Origin of the sequence: Streptomyces sp. AcH 505 (genome assembly GCF_000818175.1) — a bacterium.
In the GTDB taxonomy this organism is placed as follows: domain Bacteria; phylum Actinomycetota; class Actinomycetes; order Streptomycetales; family Streptomycetaceae; genus Streptomyces.
Genome location: NZ_JTIY01000001.1, coordinates 2,159,943 through 2,174,416 on the forward strand (window position 1 = coordinate 2,159,943; position 14,474 = coordinate 2,174,416).

At 66.6% G+C, this 14,474-nt stretch carries 21 protein-coding genes and 2 tRNA genes; 17 read left to right on the top strand and 6 right to left on the bottom strand.

The window, feature by feature from the left end; all coding sequences use genetic code 11:
• On the bottom strand, window positions 1–662 hold a 662-nt coding region (locus tag HY68_RS09980), incomplete at its 3' end, for a GntR family transcriptional regulator (protein WP_041987088.1).
• A 79-nt stretch (window positions 663–741) separates the two neighbouring features.
• On the opposite strand from HY68_RS09980, the gene HY68_RS44985 reads away from it, so the two are divergent.
• From HY68_RS44985 to HY68_RS09995, 4 genes are all read left to right on the top strand, one after another.
• Window positions 742–1,026 (top strand): hypothetical protein, encoded by a 285-nt coding sequence (locus tag HY68_RS44985; RefSeq protein WP_078863516.1) that lies wholly within the window; start codon window positions 742–744, stop codon window positions 1,024–1,026.
• Between the two features lie 309 nt (window positions 1,027–1,335).
• Window positions 1,336–1,560: a hypothetical protein gene (locus tag HY68_RS44990; RefSeq protein ID WP_041987090.1), complete on the top strand. Its 225-nt coding sequence runs from the start codon at window positions 1,336–1,338 to the stop codon at window positions 1,558–1,560.
• A gap of 8 nt (window positions 1,561–1,568) precedes the next feature.
• Window positions 1,569–2,303: a GntR family transcriptional regulator gene (locus tag HY68_RS09990; RefSeq protein WP_241778523.1), complete on the top strand. Its 735-nt coding sequence runs from the start codon at window positions 1,569–1,571 to the stop codon at window positions 2,301–2,303.
• Window positions 2,287–2,568 carry a hypothetical protein gene (locus HY68_RS09995; RefSeq protein ID WP_041987097.1) on the top strand — a complete coding sequence of 94 codons (282 nt, stop codon included), beginning with the start codon at window positions 2,287–2,289 and terminating at the stop codon, window positions 2,566–2,568. The genes HY68_RS09990 and HY68_RS09995 overlap by 17 nt, the downstream gene beginning before the upstream one ends.
• 562 nt (window positions 2,569–3,130) lie before the next feature.
• Here HY68_RS09995 and HY68_RS10000 read toward each other — a convergent pair.
• Window positions 3,131–3,415 (bottom strand): hypothetical protein, encoded by a 285-nt coding sequence (locus HY68_RS10000; protein ID WP_041987100.1) that lies wholly within the window; start codon window positions 3,413–3,415, stop codon window positions 3,131–3,133.
• A gap of 508 nt (window positions 3,416–3,923) precedes the next feature.
• Between HY68_RS10000 and HY68_RS42690 the strand changes: the two genes are divergently transcribed.
• Window positions 3,924–4,184, top strand: a complete 261-nt coding sequence (locus HY68_RS42690) for a hypothetical protein (RefSeq protein ID WP_157874314.1) — start codon at window positions 3,924–3,926, stop codon at window positions 4,182–4,184.
• Window positions 4,185–4,329: 145 nt separating this feature from the next.
• On the opposite strand, the gene HY68_RS10005 is transcribed toward HY68_RS42690, so the two are convergent.
• Window positions 4,330–4,560: a hypothetical protein gene (locus HY68_RS10005; protein WP_041987104.1), complete on the bottom strand. Its 231-nt coding sequence runs from the start codon at window positions 4,558–4,560 to the stop codon at window positions 4,330–4,332.
• 458 nt (window positions 4,561–5,018) lie between these two features.
• On the opposite strand from HY68_RS10005, the gene HY68_RS10010 reads away from it, so the two are divergent.
• Complete coding sequence (locus HY68_RS10010; RefSeq protein ID WP_041987108.1) at window positions 5,019–5,459, top strand: hypothetical protein; 441 nt, start codon at window positions 5,019–5,021, stop codon at window positions 5,457–5,459.
• 760 nt (window positions 5,460–6,219) lie between these two features.
• Here the strand turns inward: HY68_RS10010 and HY68_RS10015 are convergent.
• Window positions 6,220–6,687, bottom strand: coding sequence for an NUDIX domain-containing protein (locus HY68_RS10015; protein ID WP_041987111.1), 468 nt, complete (start codon window positions 6,685–6,687; stop codon window positions 6,220–6,222).
• A gap of 18 nt (window positions 6,688–6,705) precedes the next feature.
• Here HY68_RS10015 and HY68_RS10020 point away from each other — a divergent pair, with 18 nt between their 5' ends.
• From HY68_RS10020 to HY68_RS10060, 10 genes are all read left to right on the top strand, one after another.
• Window positions 6,706–7,485: a GntR family transcriptional regulator gene (locus HY68_RS10020; protein WP_041987115.1), complete on the top strand. Its 780-nt coding sequence runs from the start codon at window positions 6,706–6,708 to the stop codon at window positions 7,483–7,485.
• Between the two features lie 139 nt (window positions 7,486–7,624).
• On the top strand, window positions 7,625–7,981 hold the full coding sequence (locus HY68_RS10025) for a hypothetical protein (RefSeq protein ID WP_041987120.1): 357 nt from the start codon (window positions 7,625–7,627) through the stop codon (window positions 7,979–7,981).
• 2 nt (window positions 7,982–7,983) lie between these two features.
• Window positions 7,984–9,339: an FtsK/SpoIIIE domain-containing protein gene (locus HY68_RS10030; protein WP_041987123.1), complete on the top strand. Its 1,356-nt coding sequence runs from the start codon at window positions 7,984–7,986 to the stop codon at window positions 9,337–9,339.
• 76 nt (window positions 9,340–9,415) lie between these two features.
• Window positions 9,416–10,084 (top strand): DUF2637 domain-containing protein, encoded by a 669-nt coding sequence (locus tag HY68_RS10035; protein WP_041987127.1) that lies wholly within the window; start codon window positions 9,416–9,418, stop codon window positions 10,082–10,084.
• A gap of 20 nt (window positions 10,085–10,104) precedes the next feature.
• On the top strand, window positions 10,105–10,296 hold the full coding sequence (locus HY68_RS10040) for a mobile element transfer protein (protein ID WP_041987131.1): 192 nt from the start codon (window positions 10,105–10,107) through the stop codon (window positions 10,294–10,296).
• Window positions 10,297–10,310: 14 nt separating this feature from the next.
• Window positions 10,311–10,466: a hypothetical protein gene (locus HY68_RS41900; RefSeq protein WP_107070070.1), complete on the top strand. Its 156-nt coding sequence runs from the start codon at window positions 10,311–10,313 to the stop codon at window positions 10,464–10,466.
• 23 nt (window positions 10,467–10,489) lie between these two features.
• A complete protein-coding gene (locus HY68_RS10045; protein WP_041987133.1) occupies window positions 10,490–10,798 on the top strand; it encodes a hypothetical protein in 309 nt (102 codons plus the stop codon).
• Window positions 10,799–10,954: 156 nt separating this feature from the next.
• Window positions 10,955–12,334 (top strand): replication initiator protein RepSA, encoded by a 1,380-nt coding sequence (repSA, locus tag HY68_RS10050; RefSeq protein ID WP_041995582.1) that lies wholly within the window; start codon window positions 10,955–10,957, stop codon window positions 12,332–12,334.
• Complete coding sequence (locus tag HY68_RS10055; RefSeq protein ID WP_041987136.1) at window positions 12,331–12,540, top strand: helix-turn-helix domain-containing protein; 210 nt, start codon at window positions 12,331–12,333, stop codon at window positions 12,538–12,540. Before repSA ends, HY68_RS10055 begins: the two co-directional genes overlap by 4 nt.
• Window positions 12,528–13,763 (top strand): site-specific integrase, encoded by a 1,236-nt coding sequence (locus HY68_RS10060; protein ID WP_078863518.1) that lies wholly within the window; start codon window positions 12,528–12,530, stop codon window positions 13,761–13,763. Before HY68_RS10055 ends, HY68_RS10060 begins: the two co-directional genes overlap by 13 nt.
• Window positions 13,764–13,841: 78 nt before the next feature.
• Here the strand turns inward: HY68_RS10060 and HY68_RS10065 are convergent.
• Window positions 13,842–13,914: transfer RNA gene (locus HY68_RS10065), tRNA-Arg, on the bottom strand.
• 160 nt (window positions 13,915–14,074) lie between these two features.
• Window positions 14,075–14,165: transfer RNA gene (locus HY68_RS10070), tRNA-Ser, on the bottom strand.
• Window positions 14,166–14,279: 114 nt separating this feature from the next.
• On the opposite strand from HY68_RS10070, the gene HY68_RS44995 reads away from it, so the two are divergent.
• The coding region (locus tag HY68_RS44995) for a hypothetical protein (RefSeq protein ID WP_241778756.1) at window positions 14,280–14,474 on the top strand (195 nt) is incomplete at its 3' end.

A 14,474-nucleotide genomic window follows, 5' to 3' on the forward strand; every position in this document is an offset into this window, starting at 1 on the left:
TAAGTCCGCCGGATGTGGGTGACCAGAGCAGCCTTCTGAATGCCGAGCAGCGACGCCTCCTCGGCTGTCGCCGTGCGTGGCTCCGGTTGCTCCACCGCGTGGCTGACTGTGACTCCGATCGCCGCCATCCGGTTCACGACTCCCGCTCCCGCGTGCGGCCCGCCCTCGGGGAGAACTACGAGAGTGCTGGCGGTGAGGTCGTACGGCTCCCAACTCGTCGACAGCTGCACCGGCCTGCCATCGGCAAGGAACTCGTACACGGTGCGGACGCACAGGTCGTCCTCACTGATACCGAGGCGCGACGCGACCTCGGCGGGTGCCGGCACCTTCGCCTCGGTCCGGCTTTCCCAATCCCCCTGCTTGCCCATGGCCTTCATATCCGTGCGGAACGGTGAGCCTTGGGGCTGCTCGCGGGCTGAGGAACGGACCACGCGCACCCGTGAGCGGGGAGCGGCGACGTACGTACCGGAACCGGCACGGCCTTCCAGAGTCCCTTGAGAGATCAGTAGCTCCTGAGCCCGGCGGACCACGTTCTCTCCGACGCCGCACTCCTGAGCGATCTGGGCGCGCGAGGGGAGACGGTCTCCCGGTGTCCACTCCTGCTCCGTGATCCGTCGCCGGAGTTCGTCGGCGATACGGAGATACGGCGGTTGCTCAGACATATGGAAAATCTAGTCCACTAGCCCTAATCTAGTTAACTAGCTTCACTTACGGTGATCCAGTGATGACGGGGGCTGCTCTGTGCCTGCTTCGGAGGCAAGCGCCGAAGACATCGCAACGCGGCTGTCCGCCCTGGGACTCACCCCACGCGTAGAACGCCACGCCCACTTCACATCGATCGAAACGGAGGTCCCGGAATCGCTCTCCGCCGAGTCATGGCGAGGGGTCCTGGCGGCGATAGCGGAGGCCGATCGATTCGGACTCCACGCCAACAACCTGAACGGCCGCACTTTATGGGCCGCCGTACGAACGGTGGGCTCCGCGACGGACGACGTCCGAGGGCCTGGCCCTAGCGATAGGAACTGATCAGCATGTTCAACCACATCCGCCGTACCGACACTCACCCCGACGAGCCGGGCGCCCAGCACGATTACAGCGGGCGCAACCGGCTCGCGACGGCCAAGGTCGTCTGATGCCTCCTCGCCACGAGTCTCGCGCCACGCACACACTGGCCGCTCTCTACCGGTCGAGTTCCTGCCTGATCGGTACACACGTCGCGTGCGCGCAGTCCGTGCCGGCTGAAGCACCGGACGACATTCCCGTGATCTATGAGGCGTGCAGCTGCACCTGCCACGCGGTGACCGCCGGGCGTGATAGCCGGACGGAGCCGCACCGATGAGGTTCCAGGCAAGGGGAGTTGCACTGATCAACCCGGTCGAAATCACCTCTGCGAGTGTGCAGCGCGGGGACGTCATCCAGATCGGCGGCCAGGCGTGTCGTGTGTCGGACCTCTTCCAGCTCCGCGGAGGAGCAAAGCGTCTGCGCTTCGAGTCGGGCGAGCTGCTCACCATGCACGCGCGGACTCGGCTCGTCGCCCTGCGGACGACGAGAAGGTGGTGACGCAATCCGTGTCATCACACCGTCACGCCATCGCCTCCGACCTTCGGAACCAGATCACGACCGGCCGCATCAAGGCCGGCGAACGCCTCCCTTCCGAGACACGGCTCGCCACCCACTACACAGTCAGCACGGCGACCCTGCGGAGCGCTCTGGCAGTCCTGCAGAGCGAAGGGCTCGTCGAGAAGATCCATGGCAAGGGAAACTTCGTCCGCCACCCACTCCGCAGAATCACGTATGTCGGCGGTGCTTGCGACACAGCAGCGATGCCCTCGTTCTCACGCATCAGCATCCGTACCACCCACGTCCAGGCGCACGGACAGTTGATTGGCTTGCTGAGGGTGCCGGCGAACAGCCAACTGACCGAATACTTCTGCCTCGGCCACGAGGAGAAGTCGCCGCACAGCTTCGCGCGCATCTACGTCCCACCCGACCTGTCGCCTGCCGAGGTACCTGACGAGGCGCCCTGCTTCAAGACCATCCAGGCGCGGTTGGAGAAGCTCCGTCCACCACTGGCTGAGATCCAGGAACAGGTCACCGCTCGCCACCCGACACCGGAGGAAGCGGCGATCTTACGGATCAGCTCGACCCTGGCAGTCCTCGCGATCACACGCGTGACGACCGACCGCACAGGACGCGTAGTGGAGGCAACCCTCTCGGTGCTCCCCGGCGACCGCGCCCACGCCTGCTTCACCACTCACCACACGACCGAAGAGAAGGCGAAGGAACATGACGACCCACAATGAACTGCGACTTCTCCCGTGGTCGGGCCCCGAGGGGAAACCCTGCTACTTAAGCACCGACGACAGCGGCGGCTACCTGTCCCGCCTGGCCGACAACACCGAAGCGGTACAGCTGGGCATGGCCGGCGAACTCCTGGAACACGCAGCCGTAGTACTCAGCGACCAAGAGACGGAACCGAACGAACTGCGGCTCCTGGCAACGGACATGAGCGGAACCCTCCGGGACGTGCTCCGAGTAGCAACCAGCCGCGGCCACCGCCTCCCGTAAAGGCTTGCATCCCAACCACAAGGGAGGCGACAAACGCCACGACCCGAGTGGCCTCGGCTAGCAGCTGGACAGAGATCGGCAGAGGGGTCCCAGACTTGGTCTGGGACCCCTCTGTCGATCGAACGCGCTCCACATCGTGACCCTGAACAAGACAACAAGACCTGAGCTTGGGAATCACCGTCTGCGTGGCTAGGCCGTGCGCGTGACCTGCGAAGAACGGTCTACTACGTATCTACATCTGTGTGGGAAATCTGGTGTTGACCGTGGTTGGCCGCTCGTTCTGGTGCTCATTTGGTGCGGCCAGATGCTAGGCAGACGGCCCGTGTCGCACCTCGGGTCCCGCCCTATACCGTGCCGGGAACTCAGCAACGGGAGGCCAGAGTGGTGCATGCCCTCCCGTTGAGGCCCGCCCCGGTGCCGGCGGCTTCTTCGCCCTGTACCAACGCAACCCGGCGTCGCGACCTGCCCCCATCCTCTGCGACCTGCGCAACTGTTCGCCAGCGTCTGTGGACGGCCTTGGTGCAGGGCAGTCGTAGCGCAGCTCGACAATCAGACCGTGTTTCTAGAGGCCACGTAGTGCCTCATGTAGATCGCCGTACGCAGACCAACAGTCGATGCTGCCGTCGTCATGCAGGCTGCCCATGTACCAATCGTCGTTGTGGACGGGGCTGACGAGGCACAGGCTGTGGAAGCCGAGAATGATCTCTGGCTGCATCGTCTCGTCGGCTCCGGCGCCGTCGACCCACTTCACCGTTCGGTTCGGATCCAGGGCGACAGCTTCGTGGTCGCCGGATACATCGCGGATCTGCTCAAGGGTCCAGCCCCGGGGTAGTTGTCCGTTCGCCATCCGGGGATGATGTCACCCACCAGGCGGACCACTGCTTTGGGAACTCGATCAGTAGCCAGTGAGCCCGTGGCACCCCCAGGACGGGAGGACCACGAGTGGTAGTTGCGGGGACACACGTCTGCCTTCATTGATATCAGCCGAGATGCCAGCCACGTCGGCTGGGCCCGTCTGCGAGGGACCGGGCTCAACCCGGTGGATATCGATGACGAGCGGAATGTGGCGGGGGCTGTGGTCCACGAACACACCGCGATTGGGCTGTCCATCGTTATGGCCCAGCGAGACTCGCTATCAGGCTCCTGCTCGCCACCCAGAAGTACAGCCAACTCGTCGGCGGCGTGGACAAGTCCACGTTGGAGCGGAACTGCCCAAATCGTCAGCGGGTCCGGTCTGTCGTGTCCTAGAGTACGAGCGCGGCCGAGAGCAGGAAGCGTGAGCTGGAGGCGGAGAGACGTACGAATGTTGAGATCGTCAAGGTGCCGATCTCTCAGAAGCGCGGGGGGAAGAGTTGATGGACGGGGACAAGAAGAAGGACGTCGAGCTACCACCCTTGCTCTCACGGCTTGTGGACGCGGCAGTGTGGGCCAGGACAAACAGTGATCTTGTCTGGGACAGGCAAACAGATGGAAAGTTCCGCGCTGGACTCGTCCTCCAGTTCTCCGCTTCCCAGTCGGTCATGCTGAAGATCGAGAAGAATCCCGGCAGCCGTCTCGACTGGCAGTTCGGTCCCGCCAAGCCCTTCCCCAAGCTGCGCAGCAAGCCTCTACGCTGACATGTGAACCCATGCCCTCTTCGTCCCGAAGCAACTCGGGATGCCCGCTGTTCTGCGGCTGCTACGCCCGTCACCTGGGCTGATGGTCCGCTGACGTCCACGGTTGTTCGCGGTTGTGCGTCGCGGTTGTCACGCAGTTAGACACTCACCGATCCGGCAGTGAATCGGAGATCTGTCGCGCAAACTCCTCGACGACCTGCGGCACAACGCGTTGAGCGTCCTCTGCTTGCAGAGCTTCAACGAGAGCTTGGTGCACTTCGGTATACGGCCGCCCGCCGTGCGAGGCGCGGGTGCGATCAACCGCGCGCTCGACCTTAGCGAGGTGCGCCGCAACGGCCGGCATGGACTTGTCGTACTCGCTCGGATCGGTGGCCACGTACCCAGCCGATCAGTCCGGAGCGGTTGGGTCAAGGCAGGGAACTATGAGCTTGGTAAGCTCGGGTGATCTAGGGGGAGTTGGGCGTCTGACCTGCGTGGGAGTGGACTGACGACCCTCGACGCCGACGGTCCGTTGCCCCGCCGTTCCCCGTGGTTCCCCGCCCAACCTGGCACGGATCTGGCACGGTCTCGTGCAACCGGCTTCGACGGTACCTCTTCTTGCCCTGGGTGTTTCCCGGAATCTTGGCGGCCTGCATCGTTGCAGCTCCCGGGCCTGGTCGCGACTGCCTGACTGGTCGTCATTGGTCGTTTTCGGCCGGTGTTGAGCGGCATCGGACGGCCCAGAGACGGCCCAGGCGAAGGACGCCTGCGGTCGGCAACCTCGTACAGATGCTGCGGGACAAAGACTCTTCCTGAAGCTCCGCCACCGACGCTCAATACCTGCAATCATCCAGCATGAACTATCAGCCCGCGGCTGCGGCCGTAGTTGCCGTCTGCGGTCTAGTCGGCTTGTACGCGCAGAACCGACGTACCACTCATCATGCCGCGGAGGAGATCAAGAGGGAGCTTGAGATCCTTGCAGCCCTTCCCGACAAGAGCGAACTGCGTGCTCCCCTGCAGGAACGAGTCGAGACGAGCCTGCAGCGCTACATGGCAGAAAAGAAGCACCGCCAGCGTGACCCCTTTGGCATCAGCCTGGCTCTGTTCTTGCTGGGGGTAGCTGGCCTGGCGATCTGGATGTACCTGAAGAACGGAGGCTGGTGGTGGACCAGCCTCATTCTGGCTGCTCCATGCGCTCTATTTGGTGTCGTCGGGTTTGTGACTTCGGTCGTCAAGGTAGAGCGCGACGCAGCTGGTCACAAGATCGAGAGTCCTGCCGCAGAAGTCGAGTCCTAGTTCGTTGGCTCAGCATAGGCCAGGTGGTGAACGCTTCCCGCGCCATCAAGTAGTACTTGCCATGCCTTCCGAGTGTGCTGAGTCATACGCATCGCCCCCTTCCCTGCTCCTGCAGCCAACGCGACTGCGAGCAAACGTGTCTTAAGCCAGGCCATCTTCATGCGATGGGCCGTGCCGGAGAGTGCAGATTTGATAGCGGCCGGGCTCGCACCGGCTGCCTGACGCAATGCTCAACCAAGAAACTCTCACTATCATAACATAGAACCTGACGCAAGGTCAAACTACGTTATCCGCCTATCTTTTGTGGCTATTCCACGCTTTGATCTCCTGTCTGGATGGCGTCCCCTCTACATCAACCCACCACTCTCCCCCAGCTCCCATCCCGTCCGCCGTCGACCCACACATCGTGGAGCGGGCGTGGTTCATGGCGTCCAGGTGGAGCGCGCCACTGTACGAACGACCTGGACGCCATGGGCCGCGTCTGCTCGGCTCTGCCTGGGTCGACGGTGGACGGGATGGGAGCACCCCACGCTCGCCACGATGTGCCCGCGGCCGGGAACGGCGCCCCCTCCCACCCGGTGCCGGCCGATCCCCCGCCGGAGGCATCGTCTGTGACCGGACCGTGCATCCGGGGCTCTACTTCATGGCCGTAACTTGCTTGCGGCCCCATGGACAGGCCCCCTGCGCCGTAGGCGTGAGGGGGCCTGTCTGAGGGGGCCAGCCCGCGCCGTGCGCGGGCCTTGATGAAGTAGGGAAAGTTCTATCGCGCGGGCGTCAGGTGCTTGCCGTCGTGGCTTCGTACGTGGGGACCGTTGTCGTCCAGCGCGTCCAGGAGCCGGACCGCGTAGACCTCGGACATCCGCTCGGCGACCTCGTCGGCCGTGAGCCAGGCAACTGCCGTCGACTCGTTGGACGTTCGCTCGATGCCGCCCGCGGGCTTGCAGCGGAAGACCAGGGCCACGATGCCTCGCGTCGTGTTCTTGTAGACCCCGGTGAGCTCGTCCACCTCGACGTGGATGCCCGTTTCTTCCCGGACTTCGCGCTGCACGCCTGTCTCGGGGCTCTCGTCGAGTTCGAGCACGCCGCCCGGGAGCTCCCAAGTGCCGTCATCGGCACGGCGGATCGCCAGGAGTCGACCGTCCTCGCGTACGACCACTCCGGCCACGGACACGGAGTGGAGCGGCGTTGACGTGCCTTCCCCGGCGCTGTTACTCATGTACAGGAGCATAGGAGGAAGAGAAGGACTATGGGAACAGCAGTGGGAGGTGGGAAGGCCGTACCTCGGTACGTGCAGATCGCCGACGAAATCGTTGAGCAGATCCGGGCCGGCATCCTCAAGCCCGGCGACATGGTGCCCAGCGAATCAGAGCTGATCGAGCGCTATGGCGTCGCGGGCGGCACGATCCGCAAGGCCATGGTGGAGGTACGGGCAAGCGACCTTGTCGAGACCCGCCAGGGCAAGGGATCCATGGTCAAGGCGCGTCCGCCTGTGCGGCACCGCTCCTCCGATCGGTTCCGGCGCTCGCACCGGCAGGGTGGGAAGGCCGCGTACCTGGCTGAGTCCGAGCAGTCCGGCGCGACCCCGAGCGTCAGCGTCCTCTACATCGGCCCGACGGAGGCCCCCGAGGACATCGCGGCACGGCTGGACCTTGCGGCCGGCACTCAGGTGCTCGCGCGTCGGCGCCTCTACTTCCGTAACGGAACGCCCGTCGAAACCGCGACCTCATACCTCCCCTGGGACGTCGTGAAGGACATCCCTGAGCTGTTCGCCGAGAACCCCGGCGGTGGAGGGATCTACGCCAGGCTTGAAGAGCACGGGCACGAGTTCGCCGAGTTCATCGAGACCCTGCAAGCCCGGCTCGCCTCCAAGGCCGAGGCATCCGAACTGGCCCTGAGCCCCGGTGCGTCGGTGGTTCACCTCATCCGTGAGGCCAAGACGACCGAGGGCCGTGTGGTGGAGGTCTGCGACACCCTCATGGCCGCTGACCAGTTCGTTTTCAGCTACCGGATCCCCGCGACCGACTGACGGACGCTCAACTCTCCACAGCCCGCCGCGACTTCTTCGTCTCGGCGGGTTGACTCATGTATAGGAGTCAGGCACTCTTCTTCATATCACTCATATACATGAGTGACGGAGTCCAGCCTCTCTATAGGAGTGATCCTCTGTGCGTACGATCCCCGTCGACACCTCCGCCGCCTCCGTGATGGTCGCCAAACCTCCGGTCACCAAGGTCAAGGACCGCCGTACCGGTGAGATCGCCATGGATGTCGAGAGCGGCGCGAAGCTCATGACCGTGGACGTCATGTTCGCGGCGAACGACGAGGTGGAGATCCTGTCGGTGACCGTCCCCGAGCCGGGCATCTCCGGTGAGCTGATGATGGGTACGCCCGTCGCCGTCACCGGACTGATCGCCCGCCCGTGGGAGAACGACTTCAACGGGCAGAAGCGGCACGGCATCGCCTTCCGCGCGGTGGCCGTCACGTCCCTCGCCGCCGGTGCTGAGAACCCCAAGGCGGCCTGACCATGACCGGCTTCCTGGTCACACTGCTGCTGGTCGTCGTCACCGCAGTGATCCTGCGGTGGCGGCGCCCCGCCTGGTACTGGCTGACCTTCGGGGTCACCTTCGCCGCGCTGCGGGTCTTGATCCGCTACACCTCGGTCATGGACGCCTGCGGCCTCACCGTCCCGCCCTCCCGCTGGCGTCTCGCGCTCGCCCGCCTCACCCACCGTCCGGTGCCCGAGTCCCGTGCTCCGCGCATCCTGCGGCTGCGGCCGACCCGCACCGGGTTAGTGATCCGCCTCAAGCTCCGTCCCGGCCAGGACGCCTTCGACGTCTCGGCGGCCACCGACAGACTCCGCCACTCCTTCGGTATGTACGGAGTCACCTCCCGCGAAGTCCGTTCCGGCATGGTCGAGTTGCGGATGACCGGATACGACGTCCTCAAGCGGGTACAGATGCCCGCCAAGACCGACCATGCGCTGATGCGCATCCCCGTTGCTCTCTGCGAAGACGGTGCGGTCCACTACCGCGACTACCGGTCCGTCCCGCACGGGCTGACCCTGGGAGCCACTGAGTCCGGGAAGTCCGTCTACCAACGCAACCTGGTCGCCGGCCTCGCGCCCCATGACGTCGCCCTGGTCGGAATCGACTGCAAGCAGGGTGTGGAACTTTTCCCGCTCGCCCGCCGCTTCTCCGCGCTCGCTGACGACCCGGACACCGCGCTCGCACTGCTCGATGCCCTGGTGGGGCACATGGAGAACGTCTACCAACTGATCCGCTCAGCCCAGCGCATCACAGTCGACGTCCCCGACGCGGAGATAGCCGCCGACATCTGGGACCTCCCCGACGACATACGCCCCACCCCCGTCGTGGTCCTGGTCGACGAGGTCGCGGAACTTGCTCTCTTCGCCACCAAGGACGAGGAGAAACGCCGGGACCGGATCATCACCGACCTGGTCCGCCTCGCCCAACTCGGCCGCGCCGCAGGGGTCTACCTGGAAATCTGCGGGCAGCGCTTCGGCTCCGAACTAGGCAAGGGCATCACGATGCTCAGGGCCCAGCTCACCGGCCGGACCGCTCACCGTGTCAACGACGAGGCCAGCGCCAACATGGCCTTCGGCGACATCGCCCCGGACGCGGTCCTCGCCGCGATCCAGATCCCCACCGACGTACCCGGCATCGCCGTAACCGGCGACTCGACCGGCGGATGGACTCGCATCCGTGCGCCGCACACCTCGCTGCGTCAGGCCGTGAACATCTGCAACCGGCACTCCGACCGCACCCCGGACCTGCCCGCGCTCGCGGCCTTCCGGCCCGCCGTCAATGCGCTGGTCCCGGCCTCCGTGACGCTCTCCAAGGCCGCGACAGCCGCCGTCTGATTCTGCCCGCACTCCGGTCGGCGCGGCCTCCTCGCGCCAGGTCCCTACCCGCCCCATGCCGAAAGGAGAAGCCACGATGGCCCGTCCCACCGTCCGCGTGGACGCCGTACTCGTCCAAGCCGTGATTGCCGGCGCGCTGTCCTTCGCTCACCTTCACGACCTCGCATCCGCCGCCGGACAGGACGGGTGGAAGGCGTGGGCCTACCCGATCAGTGTTGATCTGCTCATGGTCGCCGCCTGGCGTCGGCTCAGGAACGACGGTCCCTCCGGGCTGGCCTGGTGCTGGTTCCTGATCGCGCTCATCGCCTCGCTGGGAGCCAACGTCGCCACCGCGGGCTTCCTCGACCTGCAACACCCGCCGGGCTGGCTGCGCTTCGGCGTGGCCGGATGGCCCGCGCTCGCCTTCCTCGGCGGCACACTCCTCGCCCACACCGCGCACCCGCCGGACACGGCCGACGCTTCCGATCGGCCGGCACCCGAGGCCCCCGCGCGTCAGCCTGTGGCCACCGAGGAACCGCCCACCCCTGCGCTGGCACCGGCCGCGACTTCGGAGGACAAGGGCGTTCGCCCGCTTCCCGTCGCCGATTCGGCGCCGCCCCTCCCGGCCGCTCTCGTCGACCACGCCCGGAAGGTCGCCGACGACCACCGCGCCCGTACCGGATCCCCGATCGACACCGAGACCTTGCGCATCCGCCTCGGCGTCCCGCCCCAGCTCGCCGACGCCATCGCGGCCCAACTCACCTGATGCCAAAGGAGATTCGCCTCATGCCTGCCCGAGATCACTTCCACTCCGTCATGCGGATCGGCCCCGTGCAGATCGGCACCCACCGCGACCGGCACGGCCGTACCAAGCACGCCGCCGTGTGCACCGCCGACCGCTGCGGCTGGTCGTCCGACTTCACCAGCCAGTCCGCCGCCCAGCTCGCCGCCCGCACCCACCGCTGCAACCCCCGCTGAAGGAGGGCACTCCCGTGGACGTCCCACTCTGGCTCGCCCTGATCGTCGTCGGCTGGCTCGGCGTGAAGCTCTTCCGCCCGCCCTGGTGGCTCGTGCTCGTCCTGCTCGTCGGTGGATACCTGCTCGCCGACAGCCAGCTGTCCCCCGTGATCGACACCGCCGTCAAGTGACCGCCACCGAAAGGACGAACCCCATGCTCCGCCCGAAGATCCCCACCAATCCCATGCCGACCGGCATCGTCGCTGCGCCCGTCACCACCGAACAGCCCGCCGTCATCCATCACGTGCCGGCCCCCGTGCCCGTGGCTCCGGCTCCCGGCCGCCCCACGGTCCAGCTGACGCCCGGTGCCGTCGTCGCTCTCGTGGGTGGCGGTACGGCCGTGGTCCTGGTCGTCGGCGCCGTACTCGTCTCCATGCTCCTCGCGGTCGCGATCACCGCCGCCTCGCTCGCCGTCTGCGCGCTCGTCATCCGCTCGCTCGTGGCCTCGCAGACCCGCCGCTGACCGGCTTCCGGGCGGCCTCGATACCGCCAAGCATCCGCCGCCCGGAAGCCGTGCCCCTCCGAACCGTCAGATCCGGAAGGAAGCACCATCATGACCGACCGCACTCGGCCGCCGACACCGGGAACAGCCGTCCGACCCGTGGCCGGACAGACGCCCGTGCCTGAGACGCTGCTCGACCGGACCACTCTCAACGACCTGCTGCGAGTGGCCTCCGCCCCGGACTTCGACCGCTGGGAGGACCAGATCCGCCGCACCGGCGGCTGCTCCGACCCGATCCACCTGACCGGCTGGACCCGCACCAAGGACAGGACCACCGGCGAGACCCTGAGCGAGTACTCCACCGGCACCGAGCCCGGCGGACGCCTCCGCCTCGCCTGCGGCAACCGCCGTGCCTCGCGCTGCCCGTCCTGCGCCTGGACGTACGCCGGTGACACGTACCACCTCATCCGCGCCGGCCTCGCCGGAGACGACCGCCGCGACATCCCGTCCGCCGTCCGCGACCATCCCCGCGTCTTCGCCACCCTCACGGCCCCGTCCTTCGGCCCCGTCCACAACCACCCCGAGCGTGGCACCTGCCGCTGCGGCGTCCGGCACTCCGAGGACGCCCCGGAACTCGGCACGGCACTCGATCCCGAGACGTACGACTACGCGGGCTCAGTCCTCTTCAACAATCACGCGGGCGACCTCTGGATGCGCTTCACGACACGCCTCCGCCGCGAGATCGCCGCCCGTGCCGGTCTCACACAGACCGAACTCAAGGAGTCGGCCCGGCTCTCGTACGGCAAAGTCGCGGAGTTCCAGAAGCGCGGTGCGATCCACTTCCACGCCGTCATGCGCCTCGACGGACCCGACGGACCGGACACCTCGCCGCCGTCTTGGGCCACTATCGAACTCCTCACCGACTCGATCCACGCCGCCTCCCGGCACAACTACACCTCGGTCTCCGCCCCGGCGGCCGACGACCAGTCCGCCCGTACCTTCCGCTGGGGCACACAGCTCGACGTACGCCCCGTCACCGCCTTCGGCGACGGCTCCGACCTCACCGAGCAAGCCGTGGCGTCCTACGTCGCCAAGTACGCCACCAAGGCCGCAGAGAACACCGGAACCCTGGACCGGCGCGTCGGAGAACTCTCCGAGCTGGACCGGTACGGCGTACCCGACCACGCCCGCCGCCTCATCGCCGCGTGCAAGCTCCTCGATCCGCTCTACCCGGAACGCCGCCTCTGGGCCTGGGCGCACATGCTCGGCTTCCGGGGCCACTTCTCCTCCAAGTCCCGCCGCTACTCGACCACTCTCGGCGAACTCCGCCAGGCCCGCGCCGACTTCCGCTCGGTCCAAGAGCGCCAGGCCCTCGGCCTCGACGACCGCGAGCCGGACTCCGTGCTCGTCCTGGCCGACTGGCAGTACGCGGGCCACGGCCACACCCCCGGCGAACACGCTCTCGCCGCGACGATCGCCCACGACCTCCAGCTCAACCGCGAGACAGCCCGCGAGGAGCTACGTCACCAACTCGTCCTGGAAGGAGCGGACGCATGACCAGCACCGTGATCACAAGGAAGTGGCACAGCACGGCAGAGGTCGCCGAAATGCTCGGCTACGGCCTCTCCAAGACGAAGATGCTGGTGCTGACAGGAGAGATCCGGTCGATCAAGGACGGGCGCAACCGTCGCATCCTTCCGCGCTACGTAGACGAGTACGTCGAGCGCCGTGCCCAGGAAGCCGAGCGGGGGTGGTCGGCGTGAGCGGCAAGCGCGGCAACGGTGAGGGCTCCATCTACCCGTACCGAAACGGCTTCGCCGCGTACGTCTGGGTCACCAAGCCCGATGGGAAGCGCGCCAGGAAGTACGTCTACGGCAAGACCCGCGACATCGTGCACGACAAGTGGATCAAGGCACACGCCGAAGCGAAGCGCGGACCGGTGGCCACGCAGCACCGCACCCTCGCGGCCTTCCTGACCTACTGGTTGGACTCGATCGTGGAACCGAATCTGGCCCCGCTGTCGTACGTCTCGTACGAGGGCTACGTGCGCCTCTACATCGCCCCGTACCTCGGCCCGAAGCGGCTCGACAAACTCAGCGTCCGGGACGTCCGCGAGTGGCTGACCAAGCTCGCCACCACCTGCCAGTGCTGTGCGCAGGGCAAGGACGCCAAGAGGCCCGTTGCTCGCCGGAAGTGCTGCGCGGTCGGTGAGTGCTGCGAGTCGTACCCGTCTCGCCGGGTGATCCAGGGTTCCCGCGATGCCCTGCGCGCCGCGCTGACCCACGCGGTCACCGAGGAGGAGATCGGCAAGAACGTCGCCTCCCTCGTCAAGGTGCCCAAGCCGCGCCGCCGGCGGATCAAGCCTTGGTCCGTCGCCGAAGCAGGGCGGTTCCTCGCTGACGCAGCTGCTCGGGGCGACAACCTGTGCGCGGCCTGGGTGCTCGTGCTCACCCTCGGATTGCGTCGCGGTGAGGTGCTGGGACTGACCTGGGACTCCATCGACTTCGAAGCAGGGGAGCTCTACATCGACCACCAGATCCAGCGGGCCGGTCGGCAGATCCTCCATCGCGAGACCAAGACCGAGGACTCGGACGACTTCCTCCCGCTGCCCGCGCTCTGCCTCAAGGCACTGCAGATGCGGCGCGCTCAGCAGCTTGGGGACCGCAAGTCGGCCGGCCACCTCTGGCAGGACGTTCACGGTCTGGTCTTCACCACGAAGTACGGCTCCCCGATCGAGCCGGGGAACCTCACCCGGATGTTCGCCCTGCGGGCCCGACGTATCGGTCTCCGGGTCATTCCGCTGCGGAACACGCGGCACACGTGCAGTTCGCTCCTGGTCGCACTCAAGGTCCACCCGAAGGTGGCCCAGCGCATCCTCCGGCACTCGCAGATCGCGATGACCATGGAGGTCTACGCCGAAGCCAGCGAGGAAGAGGTGCGGGACGCGATCGGCAAGCTGTCCGATGCCATGGGCGCCGGCGGCTGACCTGGTTGCTGTACTTCGCTGCTTGCAGGCACGAAAAAGCCCCCGCCCGGTTTCCCCGGCGGGGGCTTTGACCTGCTGTGCACTCGGCAGGATTCGAACCTGCAACCTTCTGATCCGTAGTCAGATGCTCTATCCGTTAAGCTACGAGTGCTTGGCGTTCCGGGTTTCTGTGGCCCGGGCGGCGTTGCTTGAACAACATTACATGACCTGTGGCGCCAGGTGAAATCCGTTAGTCGGACCGCTGCTGACCTGCGAAGACGCCTCAAACGTACCGAAGCCCCGGCCGGGTGGCCGGGGCTTCGGTGGTGGTGCGGAGGCGGAGGGATTTGAACCCTCGATGGGCGTTAAGACCCAAACCGCATTAGCAGTGCGGCGCCATAGACCGGACTAGGCGACGCCTCCAGCACGTCCGCGCGGGCGCGGACGGTGCGTGCAGATGATGACACAGCCGGGTGGGGTGTCACCAATCGCTCCACACGGTACTAGGCAGTCGGGGGCCAGGGCAAAGCCGTACCGGTGCGCAACGCCGGGGCCGTACGCGCGTTAGAGAGGGCGGGCGCCGTCCGCCCGTCCCGGCACACGCCATCCCCGACAGGAGCCTCCATGTTGCGTCGCAGCCGTCTCGTCCTCACCGCCGCCGCCTCCCTCTCCGCGCTGGCCGCCCTCGCGCCCGCCGCCTCCGCCTCGGCCGTCTCCGCCGCTTCGGCGGCC

Excerpts from the sequence above, each read along its gene's own strand:
- HY68_RS44990 (WP_041987090.1), top strand. The coding sequence starts at position 1,336 with ATGAGGTTCCAGGCAAGGGGAGTTGCACTGATCAACCCGGTCGAAATC.
- HY68_RS09995 (WP_041987097.1), top strand. The coding sequence starts at position 2,287 with ATGACGACCCACAATGAACTGCGACTTCTCCCGTGGTCGGGCCCCGAG.
- HY68_RS10000 (WP_041987100.1), bottom strand. The coding sequence starts at position 3,415 with ATGGCGAACGGACAACTACCCCGGGGCTGGACCCTTGAGCAGATCCGC.
- HY68_RS42690 (WP_157874314.1), top strand. The coding sequence starts at position 3,924 with ATGGACGGGGACAAGAAGAAGGACGTCGAGCTACCACCCTTGCTCTCA.
- HY68_RS10010 (WP_041987108.1), top strand. The coding sequence starts at position 5,019 with ATGAACTATCAGCCCGCGGCTGCGGCCGTAGTTGCCGTCTGCGGTCTA.
- HY68_RS10015 (WP_041987111.1), bottom strand. The coding sequence starts at position 6,687 with ATGCTCCTGTACATGAGTAACAGCGCCGGGGAAGGCACGTCAACGCCG.
- HY68_RS10020 (WP_041987115.1), top strand. The coding sequence starts at position 6,706 with ATGGGAACAGCAGTGGGAGGTGGGAAGGCCGTACCTCGGTACGTGCAG.
- HY68_RS10030 (WP_041987123.1), top strand. The coding sequence starts at position 7,984 with ATGACCGGCTTCCTGGTCACACTGCTGCTGGTCGTCGTCACCGCAGTG.
- HY68_RS10035 (WP_041987127.1), top strand. The coding sequence starts at position 9,416 with ATGGCCCGTCCCACCGTCCGCGTGGACGCCGTACTCGTCCAAGCCGTG.
- HY68_RS10040 (WP_041987131.1), top strand. The coding sequence starts at position 10,105 with ATGCCTGCCCGAGATCACTTCCACTCCGTCATGCGGATCGGCCCCGTG.
- HY68_RS10045 (WP_041987133.1), top strand. The coding sequence starts at position 10,490 with ATGCTCCGCCCGAAGATCCCCACCAATCCCATGCCGACCGGCATCGTC.
- HY68_RS10055 (WP_041987136.1), top strand. The coding sequence starts at position 12,331 with ATGACCAGCACCGTGATCACAAGGAAGTGGCACAGCACGGCAGAGGTC.